The 17,962-nt window shown below is 47.2% G+C and carries 20 protein-coding genes; all 20 read left to right on the top strand.

The features are described from left to right. Positions 1 to 184: 184 nt before the first annotated feature. The 20 genes from rpoB to rplX all read left to right on the top strand — a co-directional run bounded on the left by rpoB (position 185) and on the right by rplX (position 17,943). A complete protein-coding gene (gene rpoB / locus VZF35_RS12120; protein WP_407313884.1) occupies positions 185 to 3,553 on the top strand; it encodes a DNA-directed RNA polymerase subunit beta in 3,369 nt (1,122 codons plus the stop codon). Positions 3,554 to 3,579: 26 nt separating this feature from the next. Beyond that, positions 3,580 to 7,014: a DNA-directed RNA polymerase subunit beta' gene (gene rpoC / locus VZF35_RS12115; protein WP_407313883.1), complete on the top strand. Its 3,435-nt coding sequence runs from the start codon at positions 3,580 to 3,582 to the stop codon at positions 7,012 to 7,014. A gap of 66 nt (positions 7,015 to 7,080) precedes the next feature. Next, the gene (locus VZF35_RS12110) at positions 7,081 to 7,332 is read left to right on the top strand and encodes a ribosomal L7Ae/L30e/S12e/Gadd45 family protein (RefSeq protein WP_407314595.1); all 252 of its coding nucleotides are present in this window, start codon (positions 7,081 to 7,083) and stop codon (positions 7,330 to 7,332) included. 91 nt (positions 7,333 to 7,423) lie between these two features. Then, a complete protein-coding gene (gene rpsL, locus VZF35_RS12105; protein ID WP_308894285.1) occupies positions 7,424 to 7,843 on the top strand; it encodes a 30S ribosomal protein S12 in 420 nt (139 codons plus the stop codon). 44 nt (positions 7,844 to 7,887) lie between these two features. Beyond that, a complete protein-coding gene (rpsG, locus tag VZF35_RS12100; RefSeq protein ID WP_407313882.1) occupies positions 7,888 to 8,358 on the top strand; it encodes a 30S ribosomal protein S7 in 471 nt (156 codons plus the stop codon). 39 nt (positions 8,359 to 8,397) lie between these two features. Beyond that, on the top strand, positions 8,398 to 10,476 hold the full coding sequence (fusA, locus tag VZF35_RS12095) for an elongation factor G (protein ID WP_407313881.1): 2,079 nt from the start codon (positions 8,398 to 8,400) through the stop codon (positions 10,474 to 10,476). A gap of 104 nt (positions 10,477 to 10,580) precedes the next feature. Continuing rightward, positions 10,581 to 11,783: an elongation factor Tu gene (gene tuf / locus VZF35_RS12090; protein ID WP_407313880.1), complete on the top strand. Its 1,203-nt coding sequence runs from the start codon at positions 10,581 to 10,583 to the stop codon at positions 11,781 to 11,783. A gap of 227 nt (positions 11,784 to 12,010) precedes the next feature. Next, positions 12,011 to 12,316, top strand: coding sequence for a 30S ribosomal protein S10 (gene rpsJ / locus VZF35_RS12085; protein WP_047808626.1), 306 nt, complete (start codon positions 12,011 to 12,013; stop codon positions 12,314 to 12,316). A 176-nt stretch (positions 12,317 to 12,492) separates the two neighbouring features. Further along, positions 12,493 to 13,122, top strand: coding sequence for a 50S ribosomal protein L3 (gene rplC, locus VZF35_RS12080; RefSeq protein ID WP_407313879.1), 630 nt, complete (start codon positions 12,493 to 12,495; stop codon positions 13,120 to 13,122). A 23-nt stretch (positions 13,123 to 13,145) separates the two neighbouring features. After that, positions 13,146 to 13,769, top strand: a complete 624-nt coding sequence (gene rplD, locus VZF35_RS12075) for a 50S ribosomal protein L4 (RefSeq protein ID WP_407313878.1) — start codon at positions 13,146 to 13,148, stop codon at positions 13,767 to 13,769. Continuing rightward, positions 13,769 to 14,056 (top strand): 50S ribosomal protein L23, encoded by a 288-nt coding sequence (locus VZF35_RS12070; protein WP_407313877.1) that lies wholly within the window; start codon positions 13,769 to 13,771, stop codon positions 14,054 to 14,056. The genes rplD and VZF35_RS12070 overlap by 1 nt, the downstream gene beginning before the upstream one ends. A 30-nt stretch (positions 14,057 to 14,086) precedes the next feature. Further along, complete coding sequence (gene rplB, locus VZF35_RS12065) at positions 14,087 to 14,914, top strand: 50S ribosomal protein L2 (RefSeq protein WP_407313876.1); 828 nt, start codon at positions 14,087 to 14,089, stop codon at positions 14,912 to 14,914. An 18-nt stretch (positions 14,915 to 14,932) separates the two neighbouring features. Continuing rightward, complete coding sequence (gene rpsS / locus VZF35_RS12060; protein ID WP_407313874.1) at positions 14,933 to 15,214, top strand: 30S ribosomal protein S19; 282 nt, start codon at positions 14,933 to 14,935, stop codon at positions 15,212 to 15,214. A gap of 22 nt (positions 15,215 to 15,236) precedes the next feature. Beyond that, entirely contained in the window at positions 15,237 to 15,578 is a 342-nt protein-coding gene (rplV, locus tag VZF35_RS12055; RefSeq protein ID WP_407313872.1) for a 50S ribosomal protein L22, read from the top strand. Positions 15,579 to 15,581: 3 nt separating this feature from the next. After that, positions 15,582 to 16,244 carry a 30S ribosomal protein S3 gene (gene rpsC, locus VZF35_RS12050; RefSeq protein ID WP_407313870.1) on the top strand — a complete coding sequence of 221 codons (663 nt, stop codon included), beginning with the start codon at positions 15,582 to 15,584 and terminating at the stop codon, positions 16,242 to 16,244. Next, on the top strand, positions 16,245 to 16,682 hold the full coding sequence (gene rplP, locus VZF35_RS12045) for a 50S ribosomal protein L16 (RefSeq protein ID WP_407313868.1): 438 nt from the start codon (positions 16,245 to 16,247) through the stop codon (positions 16,680 to 16,682). Further along, entirely contained in the window at positions 16,672 to 16,875 is a 204-nt protein-coding gene (gene rpmC, locus VZF35_RS12040; protein WP_407313866.1) for a 50S ribosomal protein L29, read from the top strand. Before rplP ends, rpmC begins: the two co-directional genes overlap by 11 nt. A gap of 23 nt (positions 16,876 to 16,898) precedes the next feature. Then, positions 16,899 to 17,159, top strand: coding sequence for a 30S ribosomal protein S17 (gene rpsQ / locus VZF35_RS12035; RefSeq protein ID WP_407313864.1), 261 nt, complete (start codon positions 16,899 to 16,901; stop codon positions 17,157 to 17,159). 36 nt (positions 17,160 to 17,195) lie between these two features. Then, positions 17,196 to 17,561 (top strand): 50S ribosomal protein L14, encoded by a 366-nt coding sequence (rplN, locus tag VZF35_RS12030; RefSeq protein ID WP_308894305.1) that lies wholly within the window; start codon positions 17,196 to 17,198, stop codon positions 17,559 to 17,561. A gap of 13 nt (positions 17,562 to 17,574) precedes the next feature. Next, entirely contained in the window at positions 17,575 to 17,943 is a 369-nt protein-coding gene (gene rplX / locus VZF35_RS12025) for a 50S ribosomal protein L24 (protein WP_407313862.1), read from the top strand. Positions 17,944 to 17,962: the final 19 nt, after the last annotated feature.

Here is a 17,962-nt window from a genome sequence, read left to right as displayed (position 1 = left end):
CCATGCTATGGTAATAACTAACAGGCATTGGATAATAAGGAGATAGTAGTTTGAAATTGTCGCAATGATGCGGAATACCATAGACAGTTTAAGCGAGGTTTTATTAAGAGGCCTTGCTTTTGGCTGTCTATGTCAATATATTATACCTCAATGAGAGAAAACCGCACTGAGGGGTGAAGCGTTAATGTTCTATCCTGTTAAGGTAGGGATACGAGAGCGTTGGAGTTATTCCAGAATTCGGGAAGTCCTCGACATGCCAAATTTAATTGAAATCCAGCAGAACTCCTATCGTTGGTTTCTTGATGAAGGGTTGCGCGATATGTTTCGCGATATATCCCCAATTCAAGACTTCACGGGCAATCTCGTTTTGGAATTTATCGACTACAGCTTAGGAGAGGCTAAATATCAAGTAGAGGAGTGTAAGGAACGGGATGTTACTTTTGCTGCGCCTCTGCGTGTAAAAGTACGCCTCATTAACAAGGAAACCGGAGAGGTTAAGGAACAGGAAGTTTTCATGGGAGACTTTCCCTTGATGACTGACAAGGGTACATTTATCATCAATGGAGCCGAACGTGTTATTGTCAGTCAGCTTGTCCGTTCGCCTGGGGTTTACTATGCGGAGCAAATTGATCCAAGTGGTAAGAAACTTTACGGCGCTACTGTGATACCAAACCGTGGAGCGTGGTTGGAATTCGAATCGGATATTAACGATAATATCTTTGTTAGGGTTGACCGAACACGAAAACTCCCGGGCACGGTGCTCATTCGAGCTTTAGGCTACTCCAGCAATGGTCAAATCCTTGAGTTGTTTAATGACAATGAATATATCCGCGCTACCTTGGAAAGAGACAACTCAGAATCCACGGAAGAAGCCTTAGTGGAAATTTATAAACGTTTAAGACCTGGAGAACCTCCTACGGTCGACAGTGCGCGCTCGTTATTAGAAGCCCTCTTTTTTGATGCTAAACGTTACGATCTGGCGAAGGTCGGTCGTTATAAACTCAATAAGAAATTGGGCTTGGACATTCCGATGGAAGTCCGGCACCTGACGCGTGGAGATATTGTCGCCAGTATTCAGCGTATGTTGGCCCTTATGGAAGGGGAAGGTCATAAAGATGACATCGACCATTTAGGAAATCGCCGTTTGCGTTCTGTGGGAGAATTGCTCCAGAATCAGTTTCGCATTGGTTTATCGCGAATGGAGCGTGTAGTACGTGAGCGGATGACGATTCAGGACGTTGAGGTCATTACTCCACAAGTTTTGATTAATATTCGCCCTGTTGTGGCCGCCATTAAAGAATTCTTCGGCAGCAGCCAGTTGTCTCAGTTTATGGATCAGACCAATCCTTTGGCGGAACTGACCCATAAGCGGCGTTTAAGTGCCTTGGGACCAGGTGGTTTAAGCCGTGAGCGGGCAGGTTTCGAAGTTCGTGACGTACACTACTCCCACTATGGACGGATGTGTCCGGTAGAAACGCCTGAAGGACCGAACATTGGTTTAATTGGCTCCTTGAGTACGTATGGCCGAATTAATCCTTATGGGTTTATCGAAGCACCATACCGCAAGGCGGATAAAGAAAACGGTCGGGTAACTGATGAGATCCACTATTTGACAGCGGATGAGGAAGAAAAATACATTGTTGCTCAAGCAAATGCTCCGCTTGATGAAAATGGCAAGTTCCTCTTAGAGAAGATTGATGGACGACACGGTCCGGATTTTGTTCACGTCTCTCCGAGTCAAGTGGATTATATGGACGTTTCTCCTAAGCAAATGGTCTCTATAGCAACTGCCCTCATTCCATTTCTGGAGCACGATGATGCCAACCGGGCCTTGATGGGTTCGAACATGCAACGTCAAGCCGTTCCTCTCCTGCGCACGGATTCACCGTATGTAGGAACTGGAATGGAATATAAGACGGCTAAAGATTCTGGAGTATGTGCTGTTACTAAACAAGCCGGGGTTGTAGAACGGGCGACTGCAGATGATATTGTAGTTCTGCATGGCGATGGTACTACGGAACGGCATAAACTTCTGAAGTACTCGCGCTCTAACCAAGGAACTTGTATCAACCAACGCCCTATCGTTAAAAAAGGCGATAAAGTCGAAGCGAGCCAGATTATTGCGGATGGCCCATCGACCGATCACGGCGAGCTTGCTTTGGGCCGAAACGTTCTGGTGGCTTTTATGACCTGGGAAGGTTATAACTACGAAGATGCTATCCTGATTAATGAAAAGCTTGTTCGGGAAGATTATTATACATCGATTCATATTGAAGAATATGAGTCAGATGCGCGCGATACGAAACTTGGGCCGGAAGAAATCACCAGAGATATTCCGAATGTCGGGGAAGATGTCTTAAAGGATCTCGACGAACGCGGAATTATCCGTATCGGTGCTGAAGTTCGTCCTGGGGATATTTTAGTCGGTAAGGTTACCCCGAAGGGAGAAACAGAACTAACGGCTGAAGAACGTTTATTGCGGGCAATTTTCGGAGAAAAAGCACGTGAGGTTCGGGATACTTCCTTGCGGGTTCCGCATGGAGAAGCCGGAAAAATTGTTGATGTAAAGGTTTTTACACGCGAAAATGGGGACGAACTCTCTCCGGGTGTTAATCAGCTTGTCCGTGTGTATATCGCTCAAAAACGTAAGATTTCAGTCGGTGACAAGGTCGCTGGCCGCCACGGAAACAAAGGGGTTATCTCGCGGATTATGCGCCAAGAGGATATGCCGTTCATGCCGGATGGCACCCCTATTGAAGTCGTATTAAACCCGCTGGGTGTTCCTTCTCGGATGAACATTGGTCAGGTTCTTGAAACTCACTTGGGTTGGGCAGCTAAAGCTTTGGGTATTCGAATTGCTACACCAGTTTTTGACGGTGCTCGGGAAGAGGATATTTTTGAAACTCTAGAGAAGGCAGGTCTCCCGAGAGATGGCAAAACGATGTTATATGATGGGCGGACAGGAGATCCCTTTGACAGTAAGATTACTGTGGGCTACATGTATGTGCTGAAATTGCACCATTTAGTAGACGATAAAATCCATGCCCGTTCGACTGGTCCTTATTCTCTGGTAACTCAACAGCCTTTGGGAGGTAAAGCCCAGTTTGGAGGCCAGCGCTTCGGAGAAATGGAAGTTTGGGCTCTGGAAGCATACGGAGCATCCTATACTCTCCAAGAAATTCTTACCGTTAAATCAGACGATGTTGTCGGACGTGTAAAAACTTACGAAGCCATTGTAAAAGGAGAGAATATTCCCGAACCGGGAATTCCAGAATCCTTTAAAGTATTGATTAAAGAAATGCAGAGTTTGGGACTGGATGTAAGAGTACTCTCCTCTGATGATCAGGAAATTGAGATACATGATACCGATGAGGATATCGCAGAAACCGCCAAGGAGCTCGGCATTGATCTTCATGAGGAACTTCCTCCACCGGGGCCTCGTCTCGTTGCCGTAGAAGATGAGGATGAAGTCGTAGAAGAAGAGGATCCCCTCGATGATTTGAGTGAGGAAGACCTCGAAGATGATGATATAGATCTTGGCGATCTCAAATAGTCCCCCGGACGAAAGGAGCGATAAGATTGCTAGACGTCAATAACTTCGACCGTATGCGTATCGGCCTAGCTTCCCCGGACATGATCCGTGATTGGTCGTTTGGAGAAGTGAAGAAGCCTGAAACCATTAACTATCGGACCTTAAAGCCGGAACGGGAAGGTTTGTTTTGCGAAAAGATCTTTGGTCCGACAAGGGACTGGGAGTGCCACTGCGGAAAATATAAACGGGTACGTTATAAGGGAATTGTTTGTGATCGTTGCGGAGTTGAAGTAACTCGCTCGAAGGTACGTCGTGAGCGGATGGGGCATATCGTTCTTGCCGCTCCCGTTTCCCATATTTGGTACTTCAAAGGGATACCCAGCCGCATGGGACTGCTTTTAGACATGTCACCACGTGCTCTGGAAAAGGTATTGTATTTCGTTTCGTACATCGTGACGGATTCAGGGGATACTTCCCTGATGAAAAAGCAACTTTTGACTGAGACAGAGTATCGTGAATATCGTGAGAAGTATGGGGATCGTTTCCAAGCAAGCATGGGCGCTGAAGCGGTTAAACTCTTGCTGGCTGAAATGGACCTGGATAAGCTCAACGATGAACTGCGTGGCGAGCTCAAAGAAGTTTCCGGTCAACGTAAAATTCGGGCTATTCGGCGCCTGGAAGTGGTCGAAGCCTTTAAATCCTCCGGGAATCGCCCGGAATGGATGATTATGGATGTTGTACCGGTTATTCCGCCTGAACTGCGTCCTATGGTCCAGTTAGATGGTGGACGGTTTGCTACTTCTGACCTGAATGATCTCTATCGACGCGTCATTAACCGTAACAACCGCTTAAAGCGTTTATTAGACTTAGGTGCCCCAGATATCATTGTTCGAAACGAAAAAAGAATGCTCCAGGAAGCGGTTGATGCCTTGATCGACAATGGCCGTCGGGGGCGTCCGGTGACAGGACCGGGAAATCGTCCTTTAAAATCTTTAAGCGATATGCTTAAAGGTAAGCAAGGCCGCTTCCGTCAAAACCTCCTAGGAAAACGCGTGGACTACTCGGGCCGTTCGGTTATTGTGGTTGGACCAAACCTTAAACTTCATCAATGCGGCCTTCCGAAAGAAATGGCCTTAGAACTCTTTAAACCTTTTGTTATGAAGAAACTAGTGAATGAAGGCCATGCCCACAATATTAAAAGTGCTAAACGGATGGTTGAGCGGGTTCGCCCCGAGGTCTGGGACGTTCTGGAGGATGTCATTACGGATCACCCAGTTCTTTTGAATCGTGCCCCAACCCTTCACCGTTTGGGCATTCAGGCCTTTGAACCTATTTTAGTAGAAGGCCGTGCCCTGCAAATCCACCCACTCGTTTGCACAGCCTATAACGCCGATTTTGACGGAGACCAAATGGCCGTACACGTTCCATTATCGGCTGAGGCTCAATCGGAAGCCCGGCTGCTTATGCTGGCATCACATAACATCCTGAATCCAAAAGACGGGCGCCCTGTTCAGACTCCGACTCAAGACATGGTTCTTGGATCCTATTACTTGACTATGGAACGTCCGGGTGCCTTAGGTGAGGGTAAGATTTTTAAAGATTTTGATGAAGCTGTATTGGCCTATGATTCAAAAGAAGTCCATTTACAGGCGAAGATTCAAGTTCGGCGAGATGAAGGACTCTTAGAGACTACCGTTGGCCGCCTAATCTTTAATTCCGTGATTCCTAAGGAGATCGGCTACTTTAATGAAGTTGTCGGTAAAAAGGGTCTTGGAGAAATTGTAGCTAAAACTTACCGTTTGGCAGGTTATGAAGCAACCGCAGCCCTGTTGGATGGCCTAAAGAGCCAAGGCTTTAAATTCTCGACTCGTGCAGGGATGACCGTTGGTCTGACGGATATTACGGTTCCTGAAGCCAAGACTGAAATCCTTTCAAATGCCGATGCTGCCGTTGCTAAAACAGAACAACAATACCGTCGTGGTTTGATAACGGATGATGAGCGCTATAACTTAGTCATTGATACTTGGGCCAAAGCGACTAAAACAGTGACGGATGCCTTGATGGAAAGCTTGAATCAGTTCAACCCGGTCTATATGATGGCGACTTCAGGAGCTCGGGGTAACATTCAACAGCTTCGACAATTAGCTGGGATGCGGGGACTTATGGCCGATCCGTCTGGACGAACGATTGAATTGCCGATTAAGGCGAATTTCCGTGAAGGACTTACAGTTTTGGAATACTTCATTTCTTCTCATGGTGCTCGGAAAGGTCTTGCCGACACAGCATTGCGGACAGCAGACTCGGGGTACTTAACCCGACGTTTGGTTGATGTCTCTCAGGACGTCATTGTGCGTGAAGAAGACTGCGGAACAACGACAGGTATTATTGTGGAAGACATTAAGGATGGTCCGGAAATTATTGAGCCATTAGAAGAACGTCTGGTAGGCCGTTTCTTGCTCGAGGAGTTGCATCACCCAGTGACTGGAAAACTCCTTGCTACCCCGGACCGCGAAATGACTGAAGAACAAGCAAAAGAAATTGCCAAAGAGTTTGATTCTGTCGTCATTCGCTCCGTCTTGGCTTGTACCTCACGCTATGGCGTCTGCAAGAAATGTTATGGGCGAAACTTGGCTACTGGTCGTCCTGTGGAAATGGGCGAAGCAGTGGGAATCATTGCCGCCCAGTCCATCGGTGAGCCTGGAACCCAGCTTACCATGCGGACATTCCATACCGGTGGTGTGGCAGGAGACGATATTACCCAAGGTCTTCCGCGGGTAGAGGAACTTTTTGAAGCTCGCAAGCCGAAAGGGCAGGCGATCATTTCAGAAATCAAAGGGAAGGCCTCGATTAGTGAAGTTAAGGGGCGTCGGGAAGTAGAAATCACGACAGAATCCGATGAGCATGTTACGTATTCCGTTCCTTACGGCTCCCGCCTCAGTGTTAAAGACGGGCAGTTCGTTGAAGCGGGAGATGAGCTGACCGAAGGAAGCATTAACCCTCACGATATGTTGAAAGTTAAAGGCCAACGTGGAGTTCAGGTCTATCTGCTGGGTGAGGTTCAGCGTGTTTATCGTCTCCAAGGGGTTGATATTAATGATAAACACATTGAAGTTATGGTCCGCCAAATGCTGCGCAAAGTTAAAATTGACGATGCCGGTGACACCAGCCTGCTTCCGGGCGGTCTCATAGATATTTTCGATTTTCAGGATGAGAACGCTAAGGCCATTGTCAACGGCGGAGAACCTGCCGTAGCCCATGCCGTGCTTCTAGGAATTACCAAGGCATCTTTGGCTACAGACTCCTTCTTGTCTGCCGCATCCTTCCAAGAGACGACTCGTGTGCTCACGGAAGCAGCGATCAAAGGAAAAGTGGATCCCTTGCTGGGTCTCAAGGAAAATGTCATCATCGGAAAGTTAATTCCGGCGGGGACAGGCATGGCTCGATATCGCAATATCAAAACCTTAGAAACAAATCCAGTTTGAAATTATTGACACGTTTGAATGCAAATGCTAAACTACTATAGTGCGACTAAGGGGGAAAGCATCTTGTTGCTTGATGAAACCTTTAAACTTGCTAAAAATAAAACTGTTGGGTTAAAGCAAACCCAACGCGCCCTGGAAAAAGGGATTGTTCAGCGCGTATATCTGGCTAACGATGCTGAAATGCATGTGCTGCGCCCAATTCTGGAGTTGTGCCGAAATCATAATGTTGAACGCATAGAAGTTTCGAGCATGAAAGAACTTGGTAAAGCCTTCGGAATCGAAGTCGGAACAGCCGTGGCTGCTATCTTGAAAGACTAATCTTATTCGACTGCTGGTTTTGGAATTGCTTGCTACATGCTGAGGCAAGCAATTCCTTGTATATTGATTTGATCAGAAAGGAGGTGGAGACATGCCGACAATTAACCAACTCATTCGTAAAGGTCGTACCTCAATCGAGAAAAAATCGACAGCTCCAGCGTTACAGTGGGGCTATAACTCTCTAAACCGTAAGCAATTCCCGTCCGGAGGCTCCTCGCAAAAGAGGGGGGTGTGCACGAGGGTTTATACGACAACTCCTAAAAAGCCTAACTCTGCACTTCGGAAAGTTGCTCGTGTTCGTTTGACGAATCAGCTGGAAGTCACAGCCTATATACCGGGTATCGGACACAATCTTCAAGAGCACTCCGTGGTTCTTCTCCGTGGAGGTCGTGTTAAGGATTTGCCAGGTGTACGGTATCACGTGATTCGCGGTGCCTTGGACACCACAGCAGTGCAAAAACGCGCTCAAGGTCGCTCGAAATACGGAGCAAAACGCCCGAAAAAAGCCTAATGATTGTTTAGGCAAGATGAGTACGCAATAAAGGAGGGAAACTAATGCCACGTAAGGGATATGTTGCGAAACGCGAAGTCCTGCCCGATCCGATCTACAAGAATCAGACGGTAACAAAGTTTATCAATCAGATTATGTTAGATGGTAAGAAGGGGACGGCAGAGGCTATTTGCTATAGTGCCTTTTCAATGATTCAGGAGAAAGTGGGCAAGGATCCGCTGGAAGTTTTTAATAACGCTTTGAAAAATGTAATGCCCGTTTTGGAAGTTAAGGCCCGTCGTGTCGGTGGTGCCAACTATCAAGTTCCTATCGAAGTTCGCGCAGAACGTCGCTCGACTCTTGCTCTACGCTGGCTTGTTGCTCAGGCGCGCAAGCGCGGCGAAAAAACCATGCAAGAGAAGATCGCCGCAGAGTTGCTCGATGCTGCTAACAATACAGGCGGTTCTGTCAAAAAGAAGGAAGATATGCATAAAATGGCTGAAGCAAATAAAGCTTTTGCGCATTACAAATGGTAGTTTGAGGCACACTGATTTTGACAGAAAGGGGGAATCGCAGTGGCAAGACAAGTCTCACTTGATAATACGCGTAATATCGGGATTATGGCGCATATTGACGCCGGAAAGACGACCGTGACGGAACGTATTTTGTTCTACACCGGACGCGTGCATAAAATCGGCGAAGTTCATGATGGTGCGGCAACGATGGACTGGATGGTTCAGGAACAAGAACGCGGCATCACGATTACTTCGGCGGCAACCACCTGCCAGTGGAGAAATAATCGTATTAACATTATTGATACACCAGGGCACGTGGACTTTACAGTAGAAGTTGAACGCTCTTTAAGGGTACTTGATGGTGCTGTAGCAGTGTTCTGTTCAGTCGGTGGAGTTGAGCCCCAGTCCGAAACGGTATGGCGTCAAGCGGATAAATACAAGGTTCCGCGTATTGCTTATATTAATAAAATGGACCGGTTGGGAGCCGATTTTTTCCGTGGTGTTTCCATGATCGCTGACAGATTGGGTGCCAATCCTGTACCTATTCAATTGCCCATTGGCGTTGAAGACAACTTTAAAGGGATTGTGGATTTGGTGACAATGACGTCCGTCATTTACACGGATGACTTAGGTACGACCGCAGAGCATAATGCGATCCCTGAAGATTTACAGGATTTAGCCAATGAGTATCGAGAGAAGCTCGTCGAAGCGGTTGCCGAGACGGATGAAGAACTCATGATGAAGTATCTCGAAGGTGTCGAGCTAACGGAAGAAGAAATCCGTACCGGAATACGGCACGGAGTTGTAGGAAACAAGTTTATTCCCGTTTTGTGCGGATCAGCCTTTAAAAACAAAGGCGTCCAACCTCTGCTGGATGCGGTTGTAGACTACATGCCGTCTCCGTTGGATGTTCCTGCAATCAACGGGGTGCATCCGGACACCGGAGCTGAAGATCACAGATCCGCTTCGGACGAGGAAGCATTTTCTGCGTTGGCCTTTAAAATCATGGCTGACCCCTTTGTTGGGAAATTGGCATTTTTCCGGGTTTACTCCGGGGTATTAAGTGCTGGTTCTTATGTTTACAATTCAACAAAGGGTAAAAGAGAGCGGATTGGACGTATTCTCCAAATGCACGCGAACCACCGGGAAGACATCCCAGAGGTTCGTTCAGGGGATATTGCGGCTGCAGTTGGTCTAAAAGACACGACCACTGGAGATACTCTCTGTGATGAGAAAGTGCCGATTATTCTGGAGAAGATGGTCTTTCCTGAACCGGTTATTGACGTGGCTATTGAGCCGAAAACAAAAGCCGACCAGGAAAAAATGGGCGGCGCCCTATCGCGTTTAGCTGAAGAAGATCCTACGTTCCGAATGCGTACGGATATTGAAACGGGGCAAACCATTATCGCAGGGATGGGCGAACTCCATCTTGAGATTATCGTTGACCGTTTACAGCGGGAATTTAAAGTTCAATGTGATGTTGGTCGTCCTCAGGTTGCCTATAAAGAAACCATTCGCAAAACTGTTAAAGCCGAAGGGAAATTCGTACGGCAATCTGGTGGCCGCGGACAATATGGACATTGCTGGGTTGAGCTCGAGCCCCTGGAAGCAGGCACCGGTTTCGAATTCGTTAACAAAGTGGTCGGTGGGGTTATTCCTCGGGAATATATCAATCCGATCGGTGTTGGAATCGAAGAAGCGATGCAAAACGGGATTCTCGCAGGTTATCCGGTTATGGACGTTCGTGCTACAGTTTATGACGGATCCTACCACGATGTCGACTCTTCAGAAATGGCATTTAAGATTGCCGGATCGATGGCCTTCAAAAGTGGCGCTTTAAAAGCAGATCCTGCGATCATCGAACCAGTTATGAAAGTCGAAGTGACTGTCCCTGAGGAATACATGGGGGATGTCATCGGAGATATTAGCTCGCGACGTGGACGCATTGAAGGTATGGAGGCCCGGGGCAATACTCAGGTTGTGCGCGGTTTTGTCCCGCTTTCCGAAATGTTTGGCTACTCGACAGATTTGCGTTCAGCCACCCAAGGTCGCGGAGTGTACGTGATGCAGTTTGACCATTACGAAGAAGTTCCTAAGACGATCGCTGATGGAATTATTGCTAAACGTCAAGGCTCGTAAGCGAGGTTCGAAGTCCGAGGTTCAGGTTTTAAGGATTTTAGAGGGCGTGAACCTCGGTACCTCACTGAATCATAGATCATGAATATTTTAAAGGAGTGAAAAACATGGGAAAAGCGAAATACGAACGTACTAAACCACATGTTAACGTTGGAACCATCGGACACGTAGACCATGGTAAAACTACCACTACGGCAGCTATCACAGTTGTTTTATCCAAAGTTGGCGGCGCTGTTGCTACAGCCTTCGACCAAATCGACAAGGCTCCTGAAGAGCGTGAACGTGGTATTACCATTTCCACCGCTCACGTAGAGTATGAGACGGAAACACGTCACTATGCTCACGTAGACTGCCCAGGGCACGCTGACTATGTAAAAAACATGATTACCGGTGCTGCTCAGATGGACGGCGCAATCTTGGTTGTTTCTGCTGCTGATGGCCCGATGCCCCAAACACGTGAACACATCCTCTTGGCTCGCCAAGTTGGTGTGCCTAGTATCGTAGTATGGCTCAATAAAGCCGACATGGTTGATGATGCAGAACTTTTGGAACTGGTTGAAATGGAAATTCGTGAGCTCTTAAGTTCCTACGAATTTGATGGTGACAATATCCCCATCGTTCCTGGTTCAGGTCTCAAAGCCCTTCAATGCGGCTGCGGAAAACGCGAATGCGAGTGGTGCGGCAAGATCTGGAATCTTATGGATGCCGTTGACTCCTACATTCCTACTCCAGAACGTGACACAGACAAACCTTTCTTAATGCCCGTTGAGGATGTTTTCACGATCACTGGTCGTGGTACTGTGGCAACAGGTCGTGTTGAGCGTGGACAGGTTAAAGTCGGAGACGAAGTTGAAATCGTTGGCTTAAGTACCGCTTCCCGCAAAAGCGTCGTAACCGGTGTAGAAATGTTCCGTAAACTGTTAGACCAAGCACAAGCTGGGGATAACATTGGGGCATTGCTCCGTGGTGTTGAGCGTAAAGACATTGAACGTGGTCAAGTTTTGGCTAAAACCGGATCGATCAAACCTCACACCAAGTTTTCGGGAGAGGTTTACATCTTGGGTAAAGAAGAGGGTGGACGTCATACTCCTTTCTTCCACAACTACCGTCCCCAATTCTATTTCCGGACAACTGATGTTACTGGTGTTATCACCCTTCCTGAAGGGACCGAAATGGTTATGCCGGGCGACCGTGTGACGATCGATGTTGAACTCATCACTCCAATCGCTATGGAAGAAGGACTTCGCTTCGCTATTCGTGAAGGTGGCCGTACCGTAGGTTCGGGAATTGTTGCCAAAATCTACGCTTAATTGAAAAATCAACCACGTATTAATTTAGAGAGGAAGAGATTCTTCCTCTCTAATTGTGAAGGTCAAAGGAGGGGTGCTGGATTAACGGATATTTTTTCGTCCGGCCTCCGGCATCTGACCCCTGATGTCTGATACGGCGTAAAAGGTTGCTGGGCAAGTGACTCCGCTTGTCTAGGGAATTTTTACGCTCAATCCGTTTAACGGAACTATAAGGAGGTAGAATTAAAATGAGCCAAAAGATTAGAATCCGGCTGAAAGCTTTTGATCACAAAACTCTCGACCAATCCGCAGAACGAATCGTAGACACAGCTAAGAGGACTGGAGCACAGGTTAGTGGACCAATTCCTCTCCCGACCGAGAAGAATGTTTATACCATTTTGCGCTCTCCGCATGTCAATAAGGACTCCCGTGAACAATTTGAGATGCGCACGCATAAGCGTTTAATTGATATTCTTGAACCCACGTCAAAAACTGTGGATGCTCTAATGCGACTGGATCTGCCTGCTGGGGTAGATATCGAAATTAAGCTCTAATTTTTAATATTTTAAGTAGCTTAATTATATGTCTTGTGATATAATATGTTGTACTTGTCGCGAGAAACGCCCGGCAGCGTGTAGGGATTGGAGTAACGCGGTAAGATAAATAATGGAGACGCTCTCGTGCACCAGAGAAATCTGGCGCACTTCAAAGTGTCTAGGAGGTGGCATTCGTGTCAAAAGGAATTTTAGGTAAAAAAATAGGGATGACCCAGGTGTTCACAAGCGAAGGTCGAGTCATTCCGGTCACAGTCGTGGAAGCAGGTCCTTGCCCCGTAGTTCAGAAGAAAACGGTTGCTACGGATGGGTATAATGCTATCCAACTGGGATTTTCCCTACTTCGCGAAGGCTTAACAAATAAGCCTCGCAAAGGACATTTCCAGAAGGCCAACTTAAAGCCTATGCGTTATGTTCGTGAATTCAAAGTCAATGACGTTGAGAATTATGAGGTTGGTCAAGAGGTCAGTGTGGATCTTTTTGCAGTCGGCGATAAAGTAGATGTCGTTGGAACTTCCAGAGGAAAAGGCTTTGAGGGAATGATCAAACGTAATGGCGCCAGCCGTGGACCGATGGCTCATGGTTCTAAGTATCATCGCCGTTCGGGTTCCCTTGGCGCGAAAGGCCCTGCTCGTGTTTTCAAAGGTCGTGTTTTGCCAGGCCGTATGGGTGGCGAACGTGTAACAGTACAAAACCTGGAGGTTATCCGGGTTGACTTAGATAAAAACCTGATCTTGATCAAAGGGGCTGTCCCAGGAGCGAAAAAATCATTGCTCATTCTGAAGCCTTCTGTCAAGGCGAAGTAGCACTGAGAAAGGAGGAATAAGCAATGCCGAAAGTTCAAGTAGTAAATATGCAAGGCGCATCTGTTGGTGAAATTGAACTCAACGAAAGTATTTTTGGGATTACGCCTAACGTCCCTGTTCTTCACTCGGCGGTTCTTTCCCAACTAGCTGGAGTTCGACAAGGCACACAATCCGCACTGTTGCGCGGTGAAGTACGCGGAGGCGGTCGAAAACCTTGGCGTCAAAAAGGAACAGGACGCGCTCGTTCTGGTAGTTCGCGCTCTCCGGTTTGGAGAGGCGGCGGTGTTGTTTTCGCACCAAAACCACGTAAATATGGTTTTAAATTACCGAAGAAAGTTCGTCGATTAGCTTTGCACTCAGCACTCTCTTCGAAAGTTGTCGAGCAACAACTGATTGTTTTGGATGCTTTGAGCCTAGAAGAAGCTAAAACTCGTGAGATTGTTAAAATGCTCAAAGCCCTTCAAGTTAGCAAGAAGGCTATGATTGTTACAGATGATGTCGATGAAGCAGTGTTCCGCTCTGCGCGTAACATCGAGGGCGTTATCACCATGGATGTTGCAGGAATGAACGTGGTAGACTTGCTCAACTATGACATTCTCGTCATGACTAAAGCAGCGGTATCAAAAACAGAGGAGGTGTTTGCGTAATGCGCGACGCACGTGACGTCCTCAAAAGCCCGGTGATTTCCGAAAAATCCGTAGGTCTTGTTGAGGAAAATAAATACTCCTTCTGGGTAGATCCAGCCGCCAACAAAATTGAAATCAAAGCAGCCGTCGAGAAAATGTTCAAGGTGTCGGTGGTTGAGATCCGTACCATAAATGTTAAGGGTAAAATGAAACGGGTAGGCAAGTATACCGGTAAAACATCAAACCGCAAAAAAGCGATTGCTACGCTTAAAGCTGGAGATAGAATCGAAAACTTCGCAGGCCTGTAAGCAGCTTGAAGCAAAGGAGGAAAGAAACCTATGGCACTAAAGTCATTTAAACCAACTTCGGCCAGTCGACGTCAAATGACGGTTTCGACGTTCGAAGAAATCACCAGAACCGAGCCGGAACGTTCTTTGTTGAAACCGTTGCGTAAGAATGCTGGACGCAATAGCGAAGGCCGTTTGAGCGTTCGCCATAAGGGCGGCGGGCATAAGAGAATGTATCGGGAGATTGATTTTAAACGAAATAAAGATGGTATTCCGGCACGAGTAGCCAGTATCGAATATGATCCTAACCGCTCAGCGAATATTGCCTTGCTTTACTACCAAGATGGGTTCAAAGCTTACATTTTGGCACCGAATGGTTTGCAAGTTGATCAAACAGTTGTTTCAGGACCTGATGCTGACATTAAGGTCGGAAACACACTGCCTATCCAAAATATCCCGGTTGGTACCCTCTTGCACAACATTGAAATGAAACCCGGAAAAGGTGCACAAATGGTTCGCACAGCCGGTGGTTCTGCTCAATTAATGGCTAAAGAAGGTTCCTATGCAACCTTAAGACTTCCCTCGGGGGAAATGCGCATGATTCGTCTCGAATGCCGCGCTACGATCGGTCAAGTCGGAAATCTTGATCATGAAAACATTAACATTGGTAAAGCCGGACGATCCCGCTGGTTGGGAATTCGCCCAACAGTCCGCGGATCGGTTATGAACCCTTGTGACCACCCGCATGGTGGTGGTGAAGGCCGTAACTCCATCGGCCGTAACCCAGTTACTCCTTGGGGTAAACCAGCACTGGGTGCCAAGACTCGGAAGAAAAAGAATCAGTCGAATCGCTTTATTGTGAAACGGCGCAGTAAGTAGTCGAAAGGAGGCCCATAAATGAGCAGATCTCTGAAGAAAGGACCTTTCGTCGAAGCTCGTCTCCTCGCACGTGTCGACGCGATGAACGAATCCGGTGACAAACGCGTCATCAAGACGTGGTCCAGACGCTCAACAATTTTCCCGCAAATGGTTGGTATTACGATTGCGGTTCATGATGGACGGAAACATGTCCCTGTATATGTTACGGAGGATATGGTAGGGCATAAACTTGGCGAGTTCTCGCCGACTCGCACCTATAAGGGCCATGCTGGCAGCGAAAAGTCCAGCGGCTTACGATAATTCGAGAGGAGGCTAAAGACACATGCAAGCAAAAGCAGTGGCAAAATATGTACGTATCTCTCCTCGTAAGGTGCGCCAGGTTGTCAATTTGATCCGCGGCAAGAAGGTCAGTGATGCGTTCGCCATTCTTCAATTTACTCCTAAGGGATCTACTGATGATGTCACGAAAGTGCTGAAATCGGCAGTAGCTAATGCAGGACACAATTACGACATGAATGTTGATGAGCTTATCATCACTGAGATTAGTGTGGATCAAGGACCAACTTTAAAACGCATTAAGCCTAGAGCTATGGGTCGTGCAGACCAAATCCGGAAACGGACGAGTCACATTACCGTGGTTGTTGGCGAGAAGAAGGAGGGCTAAACTGTGGGTCAAAAGGTTAATCCCAAAGGCCTCCGCATCGGGATAATCCGTGATTGGGAAAGCCGATGGTATGCAGGTAAGAACTACGTGGAACTTCTTCACGAGGATTTAAAAATTCGTGAATTTGTAAAAAATAAGTTAAAACAAGCTGGGTGCCCGAAAGTTGAGATTGAACGCGCAGCAAGCCGTGTCAAAGTTTCAGTTTACGCTGCCAAACCAGGGATCGTCATTGGCCGCGGCGGCGCCGAAGTTGAAAACTTACGCAAGCAACTTGAAGCCATGACAGGTAAACAAGTCGCAGTTAACATTGTAGAAATTAAAAAGCCTGAGTTGGATGCGCAATTGGTTGCGGAAAACATTGCCCAACAACTTGAAAAACGCGTTTCCTTCCGTCGTGCAATGAAACAAACGGTCGGCAGGACCATGCGCCAAGGTTCATTGGGAATCAAGATTCAGTGCAGCGGTCGTTTGGCTGGAGCCGAAATTGCCCGAACTGAATGGTACCATGAGGGAAAAGTACCCCTTCATACGTTACGTGCCGATATTGACTACGGGTTCGCCGAAGCTAATACAACGTACGGTAAGATTGGTATCAAAGTTTGGATTTATAAAGGTGAGGTTCTTCCAGCGAAGAAGGTCGTCGCTCAGGTGGAAGGAGGAAACTAAATGTTAGTCCCAACCAGAGTGAAACATAGAAAACAACATCGCGGTCGTTTGTCTGGTAAGGCTACCCGCGGCAACACGATTACCTTTGGTGAATTTGGTCTGGTAGCCACAGAAAGTGGTTGGATTACGAACCGTCAGATTGAAGCAGCTCGTATTGCCATGACTCGTTATATCAAACGGGGTGGCCAAGTATGGATTAAGATATTCCCGGACAAACCCGTAACGGCGAAACCCGCTGAAACTCGTATGGGTAGCGGTAAAGGTTCACCTGAATATTGGGTAGCCGTGGTAAAACCGGGTCGTGTCATGTTTGAACTCGATGGTGTTGCAGAAGAAACAGCCCGTGAGGCTTTACGCTTAGCAATGCATAAACTCCCGATCAAATGTAAGATCGCTTCCCGTGCAGATCTAGTAGGAGGTGACGCAAATGAAAACTAAGGATTTCCGTGACCTGACTAATGATGAAGTTGCGAAAGAGATCGATGATTATAAAACCGAACTGTTTAATTTGCGTTTCCAATTGGCAACGGGACAACTCGATAACCCGATGCGAATTCGTGAAATCCGCAAAGGGATTGCCCGCGGTAAGACGATTTTACGCGAGCGCGAGTTAAAGATTGAACGTTCTTAAGTTGAGAAAGGAGGCTTTTTAGCGTGGAAAGAGCCCAACGTAAAGTTCGGATCGGTAAAGTAGTAAGCGACAAAATGGATAAAACCATTGTTGTGTCTGTTCAAATTACTGAGCGCCACCCGATTTATAAAAAGACATTTACTCGCACGAAGAAATATAAGGCCCATGATGAGAATAACGAAGCTCACATCGGAGACACCGTTACGATCATGGAGACTCGCCGTTTAAGCAAAGATAAGTGCTGGCGTGTGGTCGAAATCCTGGAGAGGGCCATTGCGCTTTAAATTAGTTTTATTTAGTTCGGAAGGGGGTCAAAGGGAATGATCCAGGTACAAACTAGGCTTCGGGTTGGTGACAACTCTGGTGCTAAAGAGTTGATGTGTATTCGTGTGCTCGGCGGCTCAATGCGTCGTTACGCATCAATTGGAGATATTATTGTGGCTTCTGTTAAACAGGCAACGCCAGGGGGCGTTGTCAAAAAGGGCGACGTCGTGAAGGCTGTCGTTGTGCGCACGAAAAAGGAGATTAAACGTCCTGACGGTTCGTATATTCGGTTCAGTGAGAACGCTGCAGTCATTATTAAAGATGATAAAAGCCCTCGCGGAACTCGTATCTTTGGACCAGTAGCTCGTGAGCTGCGTGACAATTATATGAAAATTATTTCCCTGGCACCGGAAGTTATCTAAGACCCCATGACAGATGGAGGTGAAGAAAGTGACTGCTACTAAGCATAAGGTACAACCTAATAAACTACACGTAAGAAAAGGCGACTACGTCATGGTCATCAGTGGTAAAGATGCCGGTAAGAAAGGCAAAGTTATCGAAGTGCTTCCTAAAAAAGGCCGCGTCGTCGTTGAGAAGGCTAATATCGTTAAACGTCACACCAAACCTTCTCAAGCGATGCCTCAAGGCGGCATTGTTTCTAAGGAGGCCCCAATGGCCAGTTCGAACGTTATGCTATACTGCCAAGAGTGTAATTCCGTCACTCGTGTAAGTGTCAAGTTGACGGATACCGGAAAAGTTCGCGTCTGCAAGCATTGCGGTGTGAATCTTCCAGATAAACACTAATCGCGAAAGGAGGGACCCC

The organism is Desulfosporosinus paludis (assembly GCF_045689965.1).
GTDB classification, from domain to species: Bacteria; Bacillota; Desulfitobacteriia; order Desulfitobacteriales; family Desulfitobacteriaceae; genus Desulfosporosinus; species Desulfosporosinus paludis.
This window is presented reverse-complemented; position numbering and strand designations above follow the sequence as displayed.

Coding starts and splice junctions, on each gene's coding strand:
- rpoB (WP_407313884.1), top strand. CDS start 185: ATGTTCTATCCTGTTAAGGTAGGGATACGAGAGCGTTGGAGTTATTCC.
- rpmC (WP_407313866.1), top strand. CDS start 16,672: ATGAAAACTAAGGATTTCCGTGACCTGACTAATGATGAAGTTGCGAAA.
- rpsS (WP_407313874.1), top strand. CDS start 14,933: ATGAGCAGATCTCTGAAGAAAGGACCTTTCGTCGAAGCTCGTCTCCTC.
- rplB (WP_407313876.1), top strand. CDS start 14,087: ATGGCACTAAAGTCATTTAAACCAACTTCGGCCAGTCGACGTCAAATG.
- rplX (WP_407313862.1), top strand. CDS start 17,575: ATGGAGGTGAAGAAAGTGACTGCTACTAAGCATAAGGTACAACCTAAT.
- rpsG (WP_407313882.1), top strand. CDS start 7,888: ATGCCACGTAAGGGATATGTTGCGAAACGCGAAGTCCTGCCCGATCCG.
- VZF35_RS12070 (WP_407313877.1), top strand. CDS start 13,769: ATGCGCGACGCACGTGACGTCCTCAAAAGCCCGGTGATTTCCGAAAAA.
- rpsJ (WP_047808626.1), top strand. CDS start 12,011: ATGAGCCAAAAGATTAGAATCCGGCTGAAAGCTTTTGATCACAAAACT.
- rplN (WP_308894305.1), top strand. CDS start 17,196: ATGATCCAGGTACAAACTAGGCTTCGGGTTGGTGACAACTCTGGTGCT.
- rplV (WP_407313872.1), top strand. CDS start 15,237: ATGCAAGCAAAAGCAGTGGCAAAATATGTACGTATCTCTCCTCGTAAG.
- rplP (WP_407313868.1), top strand. CDS start 16,245: ATGTTAGTCCCAACCAGAGTGAAACATAGAAAACAACATCGCGGTCGT.
- rpsL (WP_308894285.1), top strand. CDS start 7,424: ATGCCGACAATTAACCAACTCATTCGTAAAGGTCGTACCTCAATCGAG.
- tuf (WP_407313880.1), top strand. CDS start 10,581: ATGGGAAAAGCGAAATACGAACGTACTAAACCACATGTTAACGTTGGA.
- rplD (WP_407313878.1), top strand. CDS start 13,146: ATGCCGAAAGTTCAAGTAGTAAATATGCAAGGCGCATCTGTTGGTGAA.